The organism is Nocardioides sp. NPDC057577 (assembly GCF_042801335.1).
Taxonomy (GTDB): Bacteria; Actinomycetota; Actinomycetes; order Propionibacteriales; family Nocardioidaceae; genus Nocardioides.
The window spans coordinates 1-14,998 of the sequence record NZ_JBHVGB010000161.1 but is presented as its reverse complement, the minus strand read 5'-3'; the positions used below and the strand labels follow the sequence as shown (position 1 = coordinate 14,998).

Genomic DNA, 14,998 nt, shown 5'->3' with positions numbered 1-14,998 from the left:
GAGCGTGGCCTATAGGCCACGCTCAGCTTCACAACCCACGAGCGAGCTGTTCGAGCGCGGCCGACGACGGCGAGCCGGGCTCGGCCCGATAGAGCACGATCCGCTGGCTGGTCTCGGGAAGCACCATCGCCTCGTAGGCCAGGTCCATCCGTCCCGCCACCGGATGCCGCAGCCGCTTGATCCCGTAGCCGCAGTCGATCACCGGGTGCTCGGCCCACAGCTCGGCGAACAGGTCGCTGCGCTGGACGAGCTCGCCGACCAGGCAGCTGAGGATGTGGTCGTCGGGGTGCAGCCCCGAGGAGTAGCGCAGGAAGCCGACCATCTGCAGGGCGGTGCCCTCGGGGTCGACGAAGAGCTCGGGGCCGCCCGGCTCCAGGAAGAAGCGGCGGACCAGGTTGGGGCGCCGGGGACGGCCGGCATAGGGAGCGTCGAAGTCCAGGTCGTGGCCGAAGAGGCGATGACCGAGGTCGTTCCAGGCGAGCACGTAGTTGGCGTGGTCGACGATGAGCGCCGGACCGGGATAGTCCATCAGCATCGCCACCGCGGTCGGGCGCGCCTCATCGCTGCGGCCGCTCGCCGAGACGGTCTCGATCGGTCGCGCCAGGCGACGCAGGTGGTCGTGCTCCTCGGCGCTCAGCCGCAGCGCCCGGGCGAGCGAGTCGATCACGGCGTCGGAGGCGTTGTGGTGGTCGGCCTGCTCGAGCCGGGTGTAGTAGGCCGGCGAGACACCGGCGAGCATCGCCAGCTCCTCACGTCTGAGCCCGGGTACGCGGCGAGCACCGTAGGACACCAACCCGGCGTCCTGGGGACTGATCGCCGCCCGGCGGCTGCGCAGGAACTCTCCGAGGTCGGTCGTCATGGTTCCTATAGTGCGGCCGGACGGCGATTTCTTCCTGACCCTGTCAGTGGCAGGCACGCGGGTGGGTGGCAGGACAGGTGTCTGGCTGGCTCGCGGCCGCCACGCGAGCGTTGGGGCCATGACCACGACTACCCAGGCCGAGCCCGTACGCGAGGCCGCCATGACCCGCGGACAGCTGCTGGTGCTCCTGCTGCTGCTCGCCTCTCAATTCACCCTGACCGTTGATTTCTCGATCCTCAACGTGGCGCTGCCGACCGTCGGCGAGGACCTCGGTTTCGCCGAGGCCCACGTGCAGTGGATCGCGACCGCGTTCGCGCTGTGCGCGGCCGGGTTCACACTGCTCTTCGGCCGGATCGGCGACTACGTCGGCCGGCGGCGGGTGTTCCTGGTCGGCATGGTCGCGCTGGGCGCGGCCTCGCTGCTCGGCGGGGTCGCCACCTCCCCCGAGGTGCTGCTCACCGCACGGGTCGCCCAGGGTCTGGCCACGGCCGCGGTCACCCCGGCGGCGCTCTCGCTGCTGACGGTCTCCTTCCCGGAGGGGCCCTTGCGCCAACGTGCTCTGGGACTGAACAGCGTGGTGATGTCGACCGGGTTCACCGCGGGTGCGGTGCTGGGCGGAGTGCTCACCGATCTGCTCTCGTGGCGCTGGGCGTTCCTGGTGAACGTGCCGATCGCGCTGGTGGTCGTGGCGATCGCACCGTTCGTGCTCCGCGACTCGGCCGACCGGGAGCGGTCGCGGCTCGACCTCCCGGGTGCCGTGCTGGTGACGTCCGGGCTGCTAGCGCTGGTCCACGGTGCGACCCGGCTCGGCGAGGCGGGCATCGCCGACGTGTGGGGGCTGACGTCGATCGGCGTCGCGGTCGTGCTGCTGGTCGGCTTCTGGCGGGCAGAGTCCACCCACCCGCACCCGCTGGTGCCGCTGCAGATCCTCACCCGCCGGACCATCGGCTTCGGCAACATCGCCGGCTTCGCGACCTTCGCCTTCGAGTCATCGCTGGTCTTCGTGCTGACGATGTACCTCCAGCACGTCCTCGGGCTCAACGCACTCCAGACCGGACTGATGCTGGGCGCGATGGGCGCGGGGGCGATCATCGGCGGCTCCGTCGGTCCGCGGCTGATCGAGACCTTCGGCGTACGCAACACCGTGGCGGGTGGACTCGCCCTCCAGGCGGCCACCACCGGCGCCCTCGTCATCATCGGGCCCTCGCTCGGCTGGCTGTGGTTCCTCGGCCTGATGAACTTCATCGGCGCCATCGGACACGTCGCGGCGATCGTCGGGTTCATGGTCGCCGCGACCTCCGGGCTGCCCGACCACGAGCAGGGGCTGGCCACCGGGCTGGCGATGATGACCCAGCAGGTCGCGATCGCGCTCGGGATCCCGATCATGTCCACCGTGGCCACCGCCGCGGGCGGGGTCGCCTCGCTCGGGGCTCTGCAGGTGGCGGTCGCGGTCAACGCCGTGCTCGTCCTGGGCGCCGCGCTGCTGGTCGCCGTCGGGCTCCGTCCCGGTATCCGAAATCGGCTCGACTAAGTTAACTGACTTGCTAGACTTTTGCCATGGCTGATCACCCCCGCCTCCGACTGGCAGTCGCTCTCGACGGAGCCGGGTGGCACCCGGCCGCCTGGCAGGAACCGAACGCCCGGCCCCAGGACCTGCTGACACCCGGCTACTGGGCCGGCCTCGTCCAGGAGGCCGAGACCGGCCTCCTGGACTTCGTCACGATCGAGGACTCGCTCTCGATCCAGACCGACGCGCCTTTCGGCGTCGCGGACGACGAGCGCACCGACCGGGTGCGCGGACAGCTCGACGCGGTGCTGATCGCGTCCCGGATCGCGCCGCTGACCAGGCACATCGGCATCGTGCCGACGGCGATCGTGACCCACACCGAGCCGTTCCATCTGAGCAAGGCGATCGCGACGCTGGACTACGTGAGCCGGGGCCGGGCCGGCGTACGTGTGCAGGTGGCACCGCGGCCGCGAGACGCGGCGCTGTTCGGGCGGCGGGAGTTCCCCGAGATCTCGTACGCCGACCTGGGCTCCCCCGCGGGCGAAGAGCTGATCCGGGAGGCGTTCGCCGAGGCGGCCGACTACGTCGAGGTGCTGCGACGGCTGTGGGACTCCTGGGAGGACGACGCGGAGATCCGCGACGTCGCGACCGGACGGTTCATCGACCGCGACAAGATCCACTACATCGACTTCGAGGGACTCCACTTCGACGTCAAGGGCCCCTCGATCACCCCGCGGCCTCCGCAGGGGCAGCCCGTCGTGGCCGCCCTCGCACACCGAGACAGGCCCTTCGAGCTCGTGGGCGCCTCGGCCGACGTCGGGTTCGTGACCCCGCACAACGCCGCCGACATCGCCGAGATCGCCGCCCAGATCCGGACCGCGCAGGACGCCGCCGGACGCTCCGGGGAGACGGTCCACGTCTTCGGGGACATCGTCGTCCTCCTCGACGAGACCGAGCAGAGCGCCCGGGATCGGCTGGCCCACCTGAACGAGGAGGCCGGGGCCGCGTACGAGTCCGATGCGCTGGTCTTCGCCGGCACCCCCGAGGGTCTCGCCGACCTGCTCGCGACCTGGCACGCCGCCGGTCTCTCCGGGTTCCGGCTGCGGCCCGCGGTGCTTCCCGACGACCTGCTCCAGATCACCCGAAAACTCGTGCCGGAGCTGCAGCGGCGCAGGCTCTTCCACGATGCGTACGACGCCGAGACGCTCCGCGGAGCGCTCGGCCTGCCGCGTCCCGTCAGCCGCTACGCCACCACCGAGGGGACGCCCGCATGAGCACTCCGAAGAAGCAGGTCCATCTCGCCGCCCACTTCCCCGGCGTCAACAACACGACCGTGTGGAGCGACCCGGCCTCGGGCAGCCACATCGAGTTCGACTCGTTCGTCGAGTTCGCCCAGATCGCCGAGCGCGGGCTGTTCGACTTCATGTTCCTCGCCGAGGGGCTGCGCCTGCGCGAGCAGGCCGGGGAGATCTACGACCTCGACGTGGTCGGGCGGCCGGACACGTTCACGATCCTGGCCGCGCTCGCCGCGGTCACCGACCACCTCGGCCTGACCGGCACGATCAACTCGACCTTCAACGAGCCCTACGAGGTCGCCCGCCAGTTCGCGAGCCTCGACCACCTCTCCGACGGCCGGGCCGCGTGGAACGTGGTCACCTCCTGGGACGCGTTCACCGGGGAGAACTTCCGGCGCGGCGGCTACCTGCCGCAGGGGGAGCGCTACGAGCGGGCCCGGACGTTCCTCGACGCCGCGACCCGGCTGTGGGACACCTGGAAGGGCGACGAGATCCTCGCCGACAAGGCGTCGGGCGAGTTCCTGTCGACCCCGGCGCCGGGCGCGTTCGAGCACCACGACTCGCAGTTCGACATCAGCGGCCGGTTCAACGTCCCGCGGAGCCCGCAGGGCCGCCCGGTGATCTTCCAGGCCGGCGACTCCGAGGAGGGCCGCGAGTTCGCCGCGGCCAAGGCCGACGCGATCTTCTCCCGGCACAGCCATCTCGAGGACGGCCAACGGTTCTACACCGACGTGAAGGGACGCCTTGAGAAGCACGGGCGGAGGCACGAGGACCTGCTGATCCTGCCCGCCGCCACCTTCGTGCTCGCAGACACCGACGCCGAGGCCGTCGAGCTGGCCCGGGAGATCCGGCTGCAGCAGGTCTCCCCCGCGACCGCGATCAAGCTGCTCGAGCAGCTGTGGAACCGCGACCTGTCCGACCACGACCCCGACGGCCCGCTCCCCACCGTCGACCCTTCGGAGAACGACGACCTGATCGCCAAGGGCCGCGCCAGCGCCCGCTCGCACGGCGACCGGTTGGAGCAGGCCGAGCGGTGGCGGGCGATCTCACGGGAGAAGGGGCTGAGCACCCGCGAGACGATCGTCGAGGTCACCGGCCGGCAGAGCTTCATCGGCTCGGCGGAGACGATCGCGTCCACCATCGACGACCACGTCCAGGCCGACGCCGCCGACGGCTACATCCTGGTCTCCCACATCACCCCCGGCGGCCTGGCCCCCTTCGTCGACCACGTGGTGCCGCTGCTCCAGGAGCGCGGCGTCTTCCGCACCGCCTACGAAGGGGCCACGCTCCGCGAGAACCTCGGTCTCCGAGAGCCGACCAGATGAGATTCCTGGCGATCACGCTCATCGTCCACCGGCCCGATCCGGTGACGGGGCAGCAGAAGGCGACGTACGACAGGTTCCAGGAGGTCGTCGCCAACGCCGTCCTCGCCGAGGAGCTCGGGTTCGACGGGTTCGGGGTCGGCGAGCGGCACGAGCGGCCGTTCATCTCCTCCTCGCCGACGGTGGTGCTGTCCCACCTCGCCGCCCTGACGAGCCGGATCAGGCTCTTCACCGCGGTCACGACGCTCGCGCTGCTGGACCCGGTGCGGGCCTACGAGGACTACGCGACTCTCGACCATCTCTCGGACGGACGTCTCGAGCTGATCATCGGCAAGGGCAACGGCTCGGCCCAGCGTGATCTGTTCCAGGTGACGCCGGAGGACCAGTGGGACCGGAACGCGGAGTCCTACGAGATCTTCCGGCAGCTGTGGCGCCAGGACCGGGTCACGGCGACCCCGAGGTTCCGCCCCGAGCTGGTCGAGGCCGAGGTCTGGCCGCGGCCGCTGCAGCAGCCGGTACGGGTCTGGCACGGCAGCGCCACCTCGAAGGAGTCCGTCGACCTCGCCGCGCGCTACGGCGACCCGCTCTTCTCGGCCAACGTGACCAACCCGATCGAGCCCTACGGCGAGCTGGTCGACCACTACCGCGAGCGCTGGACGGCCTATGGCCACGACCCGGCCGACATCGCCATCGGCGCCGGGACGGCAGGGCTGCTCGTGGCGAGGACCAGCCAGGAGGCGTACGCCGCCTATCGGCCGGTCTTCGAGGGCCAGCTCGCCTTCCAGGCGAGCCTCGGGCTCGAGCCGGTCTTCGCGACCCTGGAGGACTTCGTCGAGCGCTCCTCGGCGCTGGTCGGGTCGCCGCAGCAGGTGCTCGAGAAGATCCACCGCTACCACGACCGCTTCGGGCACCAGGTCGTCCACGTCCAGGCGGACGCGAGCGGTCTGACCGAGCAGCAGCACCGCGACAGCCTGGAGCTCTTCGCGACCGAGGTCGCCGCCCCGCTGCGTACCGCCCTCCCCGACCCGCCCTGGGGCTGGGGCTCCCCCACGAACGGAGCACACCCATGAGCCGCACGCCACTGTCCGTCCTCGACCTCGTCCCCGTGGCCTCCGGCGCCTCGGGCGCGGACGCCCTACGCAACGCGATCGACCTCGCGCGGGCCGCCGAGTCCTTCGGCTACCACCGCTACTGGGTCGCCGAGCACCACCTCAACCCCGGGGTCGCCGGCACCTCGCCCGCGGTCGTCCTGGCGCTGCTCGGCAGCGCCACCTCGCGGATCCGGCTCGGGTCCGGGGCGGTGCTGATGGGGCACCGGACGGCACTGTCGACGATCGAGGAGTTCGGGCTGCTCGACGCCGCGTTTCCCGGTCGGATCGACCTCGGCCTGGGCCGCTCCGGCGGCCGCCCCGGAGCCTCGAGCCCGGTGGCCATCCCGGTGGAGCTGGTCGACGGACGCACTCCGGAGGGGCTGCTCGTTCCGCCCAAGTTCGATCCCAGCGGGCTGCTCGGCTCGCCGCGGTTCCGGCTCCAGAAGGAGCTCCTGCAGCTCCCCGGCGCGACCGCGGCCGACTACGGCGAGCAGATCGACACGATCCTGGCCTTCGTCGACGGCACCTACCGTGACGCCGCCGGCACCCCGGCGCGCGTCGTACCCGGCGAGGGTGCCGAGCTCGAGCTGTGGGTGCTGGGCAGCAGCGGTGGCGAGAGCGCCGAGGCGGCCGGCAAGCGAGGCCTCCGCTTCGCGACGAACTACCACGTCAACCCCTCCGGCGTCCTCGAGGCTGCCCTCTCCTACCGCACCGCCTTCGCGCCGTCCGACACCCTCGATGCACCCCACGTCGCGGTCTCCGCCGACGTCGTGGTCGCCGAGACCGAGGAGGAGGCGCGCGAGCTCGCCACCGGTTACGGCCTCTGGGTCCGTTCCATCCGCACCGCCGAGGGCGCCATCCCCTTCCCGACCCCCGACGAGGCCCGCGAGTGGGAGTGGACCGCGGAGGACCGAGCGCTCGTCCAGGACCGCCTCGACACCCAGTTCGTCGGCACCGCGGCCCAGGTCGCCGACCGGCTGGAGATCCTCCAGCGGGCCGTCGACGCGGACGAGCTGGTCATCACGACAATCACCCACGACCACGCCGACCGCGTCCGCTCCTACGAGCTGATCGCGGAGGAGTGGGCCCGCCGCGGTCGCTAGGGCCAGATGCTGACCGAGTTACCTCGGTCAGCATTCGGCCCATCCGCCCTACGGCAGCTTCTCCCCCGCCTCGACCGCGACCGGCAGCCGGTTGCCGGCCGGCGGGAGCGGGCAGGTGGCGTGGTCGGTGTAGGCGCACGGCAGGTTGGTCGCGCGGTTGAAGTCGACCACCACGTTGCCGTCCAGGTCAGGGGCGTCGACGGAGAGCGAGCGGTTGGCGGCGTACGTCGTCCGTCCCGAGGTCTGATCGACGAACAGCACGTGCAGCGCACCGGGAGCGGAGCCGGGGAAGGCGATCAGGCTGTGCACCGCGCCGCCGACCTCGAACTCGAGCTCGCCGACGGCCTCGTAGACGTGCTCGAGGCCGTCGACGACCGAGCCGACGGTGGTCGGCACGGGGGTGTCGTACGCGACGAAGCGGCCGGGAACGGCCCACGACGGGTCCGGCGAGTAGGCCGGTGTGCCTCGGTAGTCGACCAGGACCGGGTTGTCGGGGTGGCGCGGCCGGATGATGTCGCTGCCGCCGCGCCTGGCGATCTCGACCACCGCGTCACCGAACGACGCGGTGATCCCGCCGCGCTCGTCGAGCACGCCGAACGAGTGTCGGCCGGTGATCTCGACGCCATCGACGACCAGCGACTCACCCGGGGCCAGCGAGACGACGATGCCCGCGGGCCCGCTCGACCAGGCGCCCGGCACGTCGTCGTACGTCTCCGGCTCCTCGGCGAGCCAGCGGATCGAGGTGATCGCGAGAAATCCGTGGGTCGAGGCGCGTCTCCGCTCGTGCTCCTCGTGCCACGTCGCCCAGTCCTGGGCGAAGGTGTCGGTGACGGTCATGGGTCCTCCCGGAAGGTTCAGAATGCCGGCTTCGGATTGAACTCCGACTTGTCCAGCTCGATGTCGGAAACGTCCCACTTCGTGAAGATCTTGTTATAGGTGCCGTCGGCGATGAGCTCGTTGATGGCGTCGACGAGCACCGGCGCCAGCGGCGACTTCTTGGCGACGACGAAGCCGACGTCGGTGAGGCTGAGCTCGCCGAGGTACTTCAGCCCGGGCTGGTGGGAGACCAGATACTTCAGCGACAGGGTCGGCCCGAAGTAGAGGTCGGTCTTGCCGTTCTGCAGGCCGAGCAGGATCGCGGCGCTGTCCTTGAAGTAGTCGACCTCGTAGGGCTCCTTGCCGGCCTTGGTGCACTCCGCCGCACCGTCCTCGAGGATCTGCTGGAAGCTGGAGCCGGGCGAGGTCGCCACCGTGTGGCCGCAGATGTCGGTCAGTGTCTTCACCTGGTCGAGGTCGCCGTCCTCGCGGGAGACGAACGACTGCCCGTCGAGCAGGTAGGTGGCGTAGTCGACGACCTCGAGCCGCTCGGAGGTGACCGCGAAGTTAGCCTGGCCGACGTCGTACTTCCCGCTCTGGGTGCCGGGGACGATGGTCTCGAAGCTGCCGAACTCGGTCTTCCACGTCACGCCCAGCTTGGCCGCGATCGCGTTGCGCAGATCGATGTCGAGGCCAATCTGCTCGCCGGACTGGTCCGACCCGCCGTGCGGGAGGTTCTGTTCCCCGGTCGCCTCGGTGGTGCCGAGGACGAGCGTCTTGGACTTCTGTACGTCGGCGGGCAGCCGCTTCGTCAGCGCCGGATCCGCCTGGATGCCGGAGACGACGTCCTGGGTCGGGATCGCGACCGGCTCCACAGAGGCCGACCCGTCCGATCCGATGCCACGCTCGGCGGCGCTGAGCGTGTCTGAGGAGTTGCCGCATCCGGCGAGGGCGAGGGCCGCGATGGCGACCAGGGCGAGCTTGAACTTCACAGAACGGGTCCTTTGTCTGGGGGTCACAACACAGCGGAGAGGAACGCCCGAGCGCGCTCATGGGTGGGAGAGACGAGTACGTCGCCGGGTGCCCCGGCCTCGACCAGCCGGCCCTCGTCGAGGAAGACGACCTGGTCGGCGACCTCCCGGGCGAAGCCGATCTCGTGGGTGACCACGATCATCGTCATCCCGGTCTGCGCGAGGTCCTTCATCACGCCGAGCACCTCGCCGACCATCTCGGGGTCGAGCGCGGACGTCGGCTCGTCGAAGAGCATCAGGTCGGGTTCGACCGCGAGGGCGCGGGCGATCGCCACCCGCTGCTGCTGACCGCCGGACAGCTGCCGCGGATAGGCCCGCTCCTTGTCGGCCAGACCGACCCGGTCGAGCAGCTCGCGCCCCCGGGTCTCGGCCGCCCGGCGGCGTACGCCCGCGGCCAGCTGCCCCTCCAGGACGTTCTCCAGCGCGGTCTTGTGCGGGAACAGGTTGAACTGCTGGAAGACCATCCCGATCCGGCTGCGCTGTCGGGTGATCGCCCGGTCGGAGAGCTCCCTGAGCTGGTTGCCGTCACGGCGGTAGCCGATGACCTCGCCGTTCACCTCGACGAAGCCGGCGTCGGGCTTCTCCAGATGATTGACCGTACGCAGCAGCGTCGACTTGCCCGAGCCGGACGGCCCCAGGACGACCGCGACCGAGCCCCGGGCGACGTCGAGGTCGATCCCGTCGAGGACCGTGTTGGGGCCGAACCGCTTGGTCAGGCCGCGGACACGCACGAGGGGCTCGCTCATCAGATCGCCTCCAGCTCACGGCGCCGGCTGGAGCGCGGCACCAGCGGCAGCTGACGGCGCCACAGCCGCCAGAACCCGGTGCGGGCACCCTTGCCGCGGGCGTAGTAGCGCTCGACGAAGAACTGGATCGTCGACAGGATCGTGACCAGGATCAGGTACCAGATCGTGGCGACCAGCAGCAGCGGGATGACCAGGTAGTTCTGGGCGTAGATCAGCTGCACCGAGTAGAGCAGGTCCTGCACCGCGATCACCGAGACGATCGAGGTGCCCTTGAGCAGCCCGATCAGCAGGTTGCCGGAGGCCGGGATGATCGCGGGCATCGCCTGCGGCAGCACGATCCGCCAGAAGATCCGGGCCTTCGACAGCCCGAGCGCCTTGGCCGCCTCGGTCTGGCCGGCCTCGACCGAGACCAGGCCGCCACGGATGATCTCGGCGGCGAACGCGGCGATGTCGAAGGTGAGCCCGACGAAGGCCGCGAGCAGGCCGCTGAACAGGTGGGCGGTCTCGATCGTGACGAACGGCTTCAGGAACGGGATCCCCAGGCTGATCTGCGGATACAGCGACGCCATCTGGAACCAGAACAGCAGCTGCAGCAGCGGTGGCACGCTCCGGAAGAACCAGATGTAGACCGCGCTCACCGAGCTCAGCACCGGGTTCGCGGAGAGCCGCATGACCGCGAGCACGATGCCGAGCAGGTAGGAGCTCACCAGCACCGCGGCGGTCAGCCACAGCGTCAGCACCAGTCCGTCGAGGATCGAGGGGCGCAGGAAGAACGCCCCGACCACGTCCCAGTGGTAGCGCGGGTTCGTCACCAGGCTCTTCACGATCCCGGCGACCACCAGCAGCGCAAGCACGGCCGAGATCCACTGCCCGGGTTTGCGGCGCGCGACGAGCCGGGCACCGAGGAGTTCCTCGTCGCCGTCGCGAGCGAGCAGGGGGCGGCGACGTACGGCCTCATCAACACTCACGCGCGACCACCACCATATGTCGAGTAACTTGCTCAACATTCTATCCGTGATGCGCGGATTCGGACGAGGCATCCGGAAAATGGGACGAGCCCCGAACCCAGGGGGTTCGGGGCTCGACTCGCGCGAGGCTCAGACGAGGCTCAGGCGAGCTCAGACGTGATAGTTCGGCGCCTCGGCCGTCACCTGGACGTCGTGAGGGTGCGACTCCTTGAGCGAGGCCGAGGTGATACGCATGAAGCGGCCCTGGGTCTGCAGCTCGGAGATGGTGCGCGCGCCGACGTAGAACATGGTCTGGTGCAGGCCGCCGGTGAGCTGGTGGGCGACGGTGGCCAGCGAGCCCTTGTAGGCGACCTGACCCTCGACACCCTCGGGGACGATCATGTCGTCGTCGGTGACCTCGGCCTGGAAGTAGCGGTCCTTGGAGAAGGACTTCTTGCCGCGCGAGGACATCGCGCCCATCGAGCCCATGCCGCGGTAGGCCTTGAACTGCTTGCCGTTGATCAGGACCGTGTCACCGGGGGTCTCCTCGGTGCCGGCGAGCATCGAGCCGAGCATCACGGTGTCGGCACCGGCGACGATGGCCTTGCCGATCTCGCCGGAGTAGCGCAGACCGCCGTCGGCGATCACCGGGACGCCGGCCGGCTTGCAGGCCAGGCTCGCCTCGTAGACGGCCGAGATCTGCGGCACGCCGACGCCGGTGACGACGCGGGTGGTGCAGATCGAGCCCGGGCCGACGCCGACCTTGACCGCGTCCGCGCCGGCGTCGACGAAGCTCTGCGCGCCTTCCTTGGTGGCGACGTTGCCGCCGATGACCTGGACGTGCTTGGTGGCCGGGTCCGTCTTGAGGCGACGGACCATGTCGATCAGCATGCGTACGTTGCCGTGGGCCGTGTCCGCGACGAGCACGTCGACACCGGCCTCGATGAGCGTGGTGGCGCGCTCCCAGGCGTCGCCGAAGTAGCCGATCGCCGCACCGACGAGCAGCCGGCCCTGGGCGTCCTTCGACGCGTCGGGGAACTGCTCGGACTTCACGAAGTCCTTGACCGTGATCAGGCCGGTGATGCGGCCGTCGGTGTCCACCAGCGGGAGCCGCTCGAGCTTGTGCTGGCGCAGCAGCTTGGTGGCCTCTTCGCGGGAGATCTCGGCGGGGCCGGTGATCAGGTCCTTGGAGGTCATCACCTCGTTGACCTTCGTGGTCGCCCACTCCGCGACCGGGGTGAACCGGAGGTCGCGGTTGGTGATGATGCCGATCAGCTTCTGGTCGACGTCGACCACGGGGAACCCGGAGATCCGGTATTCACCGGCGAGCTTGTCGAGCTGCTCCAGCGTCGCGTCGGGGCCGATCGTGACCGGGTTGGAGATGATCCCGGTCTGGGTGCGCTTGACCAGGTCGACCTGGTAGGCCTGATCCTCGATCGAGAGGTTGCGGTGGAGCACGCCGATGCCGCCCTGGCGGGCCATCGCGATCGCCATCCGGGACTCGGTCACGGTGTCCATCGCCGCGGAGATGAGCGGGACCCGCAGGTTGATCTCGCGGGTCAGCCGGGAGGTCGTATCGATGTCGGACGGCGCCAGATCCGAATATCCAGGCATCAGGAGTACGTCGTCGTAGGTGAGGCCGAGCGTCGCAAACTTCTCCGGGATCTCCATGAAGAGATTCTACGGTCCGGCTCGCGTGTCCCCGAAAACGCCAGGAGTCATCTGCCCAAAGGCTTGAGGTCGCGCACCGGCACCTTGACGGTCAGCAGGTCGCCGGCCATCCGGATCCGTCCGCGCATCCCGGCCGCGAGAACCATGGGCAGCACGGCCTGGTTGTCGGACTGGGTGGTGAGCAGGATCTCGTCCGCGCCGAGCATGTGCGCGAGCTTGGCGGTGTCGACCAGCAGCCTCGTCCCGATCCCGCGGCGCTGCCAGGCCGGGTCGACGCGCAGGTTGACGACGCGTACGTTCTCGTCCTCCGCGGTCGCCCCCTGGACCTCGCCGATGCCAACGGCGACGCCGTCGATCAGGGCGGTGACGGTCTCCCCGGTGACGACGAGCTCCGGGGTGCTTCCGGTGCCCAGCCGGCGTACGGGCGGGGTGGTGCCGATGGCCGCCGACTCGCGACTGCGGTCGAGGACGTCGTTGACCAGGTCGGCCATCGCGGACCCGCGGGCGTGCTCGGTCGCGGTGAAGGGGGCGGTGCGGTGCAGCTGGACGTCGACGTCGGCGACCCGCAGCTCCATGGTGTCGTGGACGACCCCCGGCGGGGCCTCGGCCTCCGCGTCGAAGAGCTGGGCGACCACCTCCGGGAACGACATCGGCCGCTCCAGGACGTGCCGGGCCGCCTGCACGTAGCGCGTCGGCTGGTCGGCCAGAGCCGCCTCGGTGGCGGTCTGGATGACGATCCCGCCACCGCCCGCGGAGGAGATCAGGTCGCAGATCTCCTTCTCGCCCCACCCCTCGGGCGTACGCAGCACGAACTCGTCGGTGACCTGCGCCAGCCCTGGGAAGATCTGCATCCCCAGGATGTTGACCCCGGCCTCACCGCAGCGCTGTGCCAGCGCCGCAAGTGTGCCCGGTCGGTCCGGCAGTGTCGTACGTACTCTCCACAACATCGTCCCCACCATGCGCCCTAGTCTGCCTGTTTCGCTGTTTCTGGTCCGTTACCCACGGTTAAACCTTGGGCCCGGCTCAGTCTGCGGGCGGCCGCGGCGGGGTCCGTTCGCCCGCCTCGACGAGCACGTCGATGTGGTTGGTCGCGGGCGGGAGCGGGCAGGTGGCGTGGGTCGTGTAGGCACAGGGCATGTTCGCGGCGCGGTTGAAGTCGAGGACGACGGTGCCGTCGACCGGCGGCTCGACGGCGAGCTGACGGCAGGCGGCGTAGGTCGTCACGCCGCTGGTCTCGTCGGTGAACAGCAGCCACAGCTCGCCGTCGCCACCGTCGAACGCGATCAGCCGCTGCGGGCGACCACCCACCTCGAATGCGACCTCCCCCACGGCGTCGATGACGCTCGAACGGCCCTCGACCACGGAGCCGACCGAGATCGGACGGCTCGTCTCGTAGGCAGTGAATGCGGCCCTGACCTGCCACGACGGGTCCGGAGCGTACGTCGGCGTGCCGGCGTAGTCGCGCAGGAACGGGCCGTCGGGCTGCCGCGGCCGGAGCACCGGGGTGCCGAACCGGTCGGCGACCTCGACGGTCCCGGCGTCGAAGGTCGCGGTCACACCGTACGGATCCACGTGACCGAAGACGTGACGGCCGGCGAGCTTCGCGCCGCCGAGCTCGAGCCACTCCCCCTCGCCGAGTTCGACGACGGCACCCTCCGGACCGGTCGACCAGACACCCGGAATTCCGGGGAACCGCTGCGGGCGTGGGCCCAGCCAGTGCAGGGCGGTGATCGCCAGGAAACCTTCGGGGCTTCTCAGCTCGGCTTCCCGCTCATCGCGCCACCGTTGCCAAGCCCGCTCGAAAGTCACGCGCTGCACTCTACAAAGAGTTGCGTTGCCAGGTCTTGCAATGATCGCTGAGTTTTACCTCGGGTTTACCGTCGGCGCGCCTGACCCTTCACCCGCGCGAGCCCGGCCAGACGGATCGCGACGCGGGTCGCGGTGACCAGGACGAGGTACCAGATCGCAGCCACCACCAGCAGCGGGATGATCAGGTGGTTGCGCTCCTCGAGCGCCTGGACGACACCGAGCACGTCCGTGATCGAGAGCACCGAGACCAGGCTCGTCACCTGGAGCGTCGTCACCAGGAGGTCGCCCAGCACGGTCAGTCGGTCACCGCCCGGGAGAGCCCTCGCCGCGTACGCTCCCATCGCCAGCGCCAGCCCCGCGATCGCCGCGAGGACCGGCGTGACCAGCCGGACCGCGTCGATGTGCACCCCCGGGATCCCGAAGGTGATGTCGGGAAAGACCAGCGCGATGTTGCTCCACAGCAGCAGCTGGACGAGCACCGGGATGCTGCCGAAGACCCAGACGTACGCGGCCGCGATCCCGCTCAGCACCGGGTTGCCCGACCTCTCCATCGAGATCACGACCAGTCCGATCGCCCAGGCCACCGCGAAGACCAGCGCGGTCAGCCGGATCGTGAGCCAGACCCCGGCGAGGACGTCCGGGTGGAGCAGATGCCCGAGGACCGCACCCGGGAGCAGGTTCTCGTTCCGCACCAGGCTCACCAGGAACCTGAGGAGAAGGAGGCCGAGGACGGCCGCGATCAGCCATGTGACTGTGTTGGTCTCGACACGGCTCGACCAGCGGGCAACGCTGGTCGAGCCG

The 14,998-nt window shown here is 70.1% G+C and carries 13 protein-coding genes and 1 pseudogene; 5 read left to right on the top strand and 9 right to left on the bottom strand.

Translation table 11 applies throughout. The features are described 5' to 3' along the window. Positions 1-28 precede the first annotated feature (28 nt). Positions 29-859: a helix-turn-helix transcriptional regulator gene (locus tag ACFU7D_RS23850; RefSeq protein ID WP_378871954.1), complete on the bottom strand. Its 831-nt coding sequence runs from the start codon at positions 857-859 to the stop codon at positions 29-31. Positions 860-977: 118 nt separating this feature from the next. Between ACFU7D_RS23850 and ACFU7D_RS23845 the strand changes: the two genes are divergently transcribed. From ACFU7D_RS23845 to ACFU7D_RS23825, 5 genes are read left to right on the top strand one after another with little or no spacing between them, the layout of a single operon-like run. Next, positions 978-2,390 carry an MFS transporter gene (locus tag ACFU7D_RS23845; protein WP_378871952.1) on the top strand — a complete coding sequence of 471 codons (1,413 nt, stop codon included), beginning with the start codon at positions 978-980 and terminating at the stop codon, positions 2,388-2,390. Positions 2,391-2,416: 26 nt separating this feature from the next. Then, positions 2,417-3,640 carry an LLM class flavin-dependent oxidoreductase gene (locus ACFU7D_RS23840; RefSeq protein WP_378871950.1) on the top strand — a complete coding sequence of 408 codons (1,224 nt, stop codon included), beginning with the start codon at positions 2,417-2,419 and terminating at the stop codon, positions 3,638-3,640. Continuing rightward, a complete protein-coding gene (locus tag ACFU7D_RS23835) occupies positions 3,637-4,986 on the top strand; it encodes an NtaA/DmoA family FMN-dependent monooxygenase (protein WP_378871948.1) in 1,350 nt (449 codons plus the stop codon). The genes ACFU7D_RS23840 and ACFU7D_RS23835 overlap by 4 nt, the downstream gene beginning before the upstream one ends. Beyond that, complete coding sequence (locus ACFU7D_RS23830; protein ID WP_378871946.1) at positions 4,983-6,053, top strand: LLM class flavin-dependent oxidoreductase; 1,071 nt, start codon at positions 4,983-4,985, stop codon at positions 6,051-6,053. Before ACFU7D_RS23835 ends, ACFU7D_RS23830 begins: the two co-directional genes overlap by 4 nt. Then, positions 6,050-7,177 carry an LLM class flavin-dependent oxidoreductase gene (locus ACFU7D_RS23825; protein ID WP_378871944.1) on the top strand — a complete coding sequence of 376 codons (1,128 nt, stop codon included), beginning with the start codon at positions 6,050-6,052 and terminating at the stop codon, positions 7,175-7,177. Before ACFU7D_RS23830 ends, ACFU7D_RS23825 begins: the two co-directional genes overlap by 4 nt. 48 nt (positions 7,178-7,225) lie before the next feature. Here the strand turns inward: ACFU7D_RS23825 and ACFU7D_RS23820 are convergent, their stop codons facing one another. From ACFU7D_RS23820 to ACFU7D_RS23785, 8 genes and pseudogenes are all read right to left on the bottom strand, one after another. Beyond that, positions 7,226-8,014 (bottom strand): DUF1684 domain-containing protein, encoded by a 789-nt coding sequence (locus ACFU7D_RS23820; protein ID WP_378871942.1) that lies wholly within the window; start codon positions 8,012-8,014, stop codon positions 7,226-7,228. A gap of 17 nt (positions 8,015-8,031) precedes the next feature. Then, positions 8,032-8,985: a transporter substrate-binding domain-containing protein gene (locus ACFU7D_RS23815; protein WP_378871940.1), complete on the bottom strand. Its 954-nt coding sequence runs from the start codon at positions 8,983-8,985 to the stop codon at positions 8,032-8,034. Positions 8,986-9,008: 23 nt separating this feature from the next. Further along, positions 9,009-9,770: an amino acid ABC transporter ATP-binding protein gene (locus tag ACFU7D_RS23810; RefSeq protein ID WP_378871938.1), complete on the bottom strand. Its 762-nt coding sequence runs from the start codon at positions 9,768-9,770 to the stop codon at positions 9,009-9,011. Continuing rightward, positions 9,770-10,738, bottom strand: coding sequence for an amino acid ABC transporter permease (locus ACFU7D_RS23805; protein ID WP_378871936.1), 969 nt, complete (start codon positions 10,736-10,738; stop codon positions 9,770-9,772). Before ACFU7D_RS23805 ends, ACFU7D_RS23810 begins: the two co-directional genes overlap by 1 nt. A 150-nt stretch (positions 10,739-10,888) precedes the next feature. Further along, positions 10,889-12,388 carry an IMP dehydrogenase gene (gene guaB, locus ACFU7D_RS23800; RefSeq protein WP_378731633.1) on the bottom strand — a complete coding sequence of 500 codons (1,500 nt, stop codon included), beginning with the start codon at positions 12,386-12,388 and terminating at the stop codon, positions 10,889-10,891. Positions 12,389-12,435: 47 nt separating this feature from the next. After that, positions 12,436-13,335 carry a GNAT family N-acetyltransferase gene (locus ACFU7D_RS23795; RefSeq protein WP_378731635.1) on the bottom strand — a complete coding sequence of 300 codons (900 nt, stop codon included), beginning with the start codon at positions 13,333-13,335 and terminating at the stop codon, positions 12,436-12,438. Between the two features lie 76 nt (positions 13,336-13,411). Then, complete coding sequence (locus tag ACFU7D_RS23790) at positions 13,412-14,197, bottom strand: DUF1684 domain-containing protein (protein WP_378871933.1); 786 nt, start codon at positions 14,195-14,197, stop codon at positions 13,412-13,414. Between the two features lie 65 nt (positions 14,198-14,262). After that, positions 14,263-14,998, bottom strand: a pseudogene (locus ACFU7D_RS23785) (hypothetical protein); the annotation flags it as partial.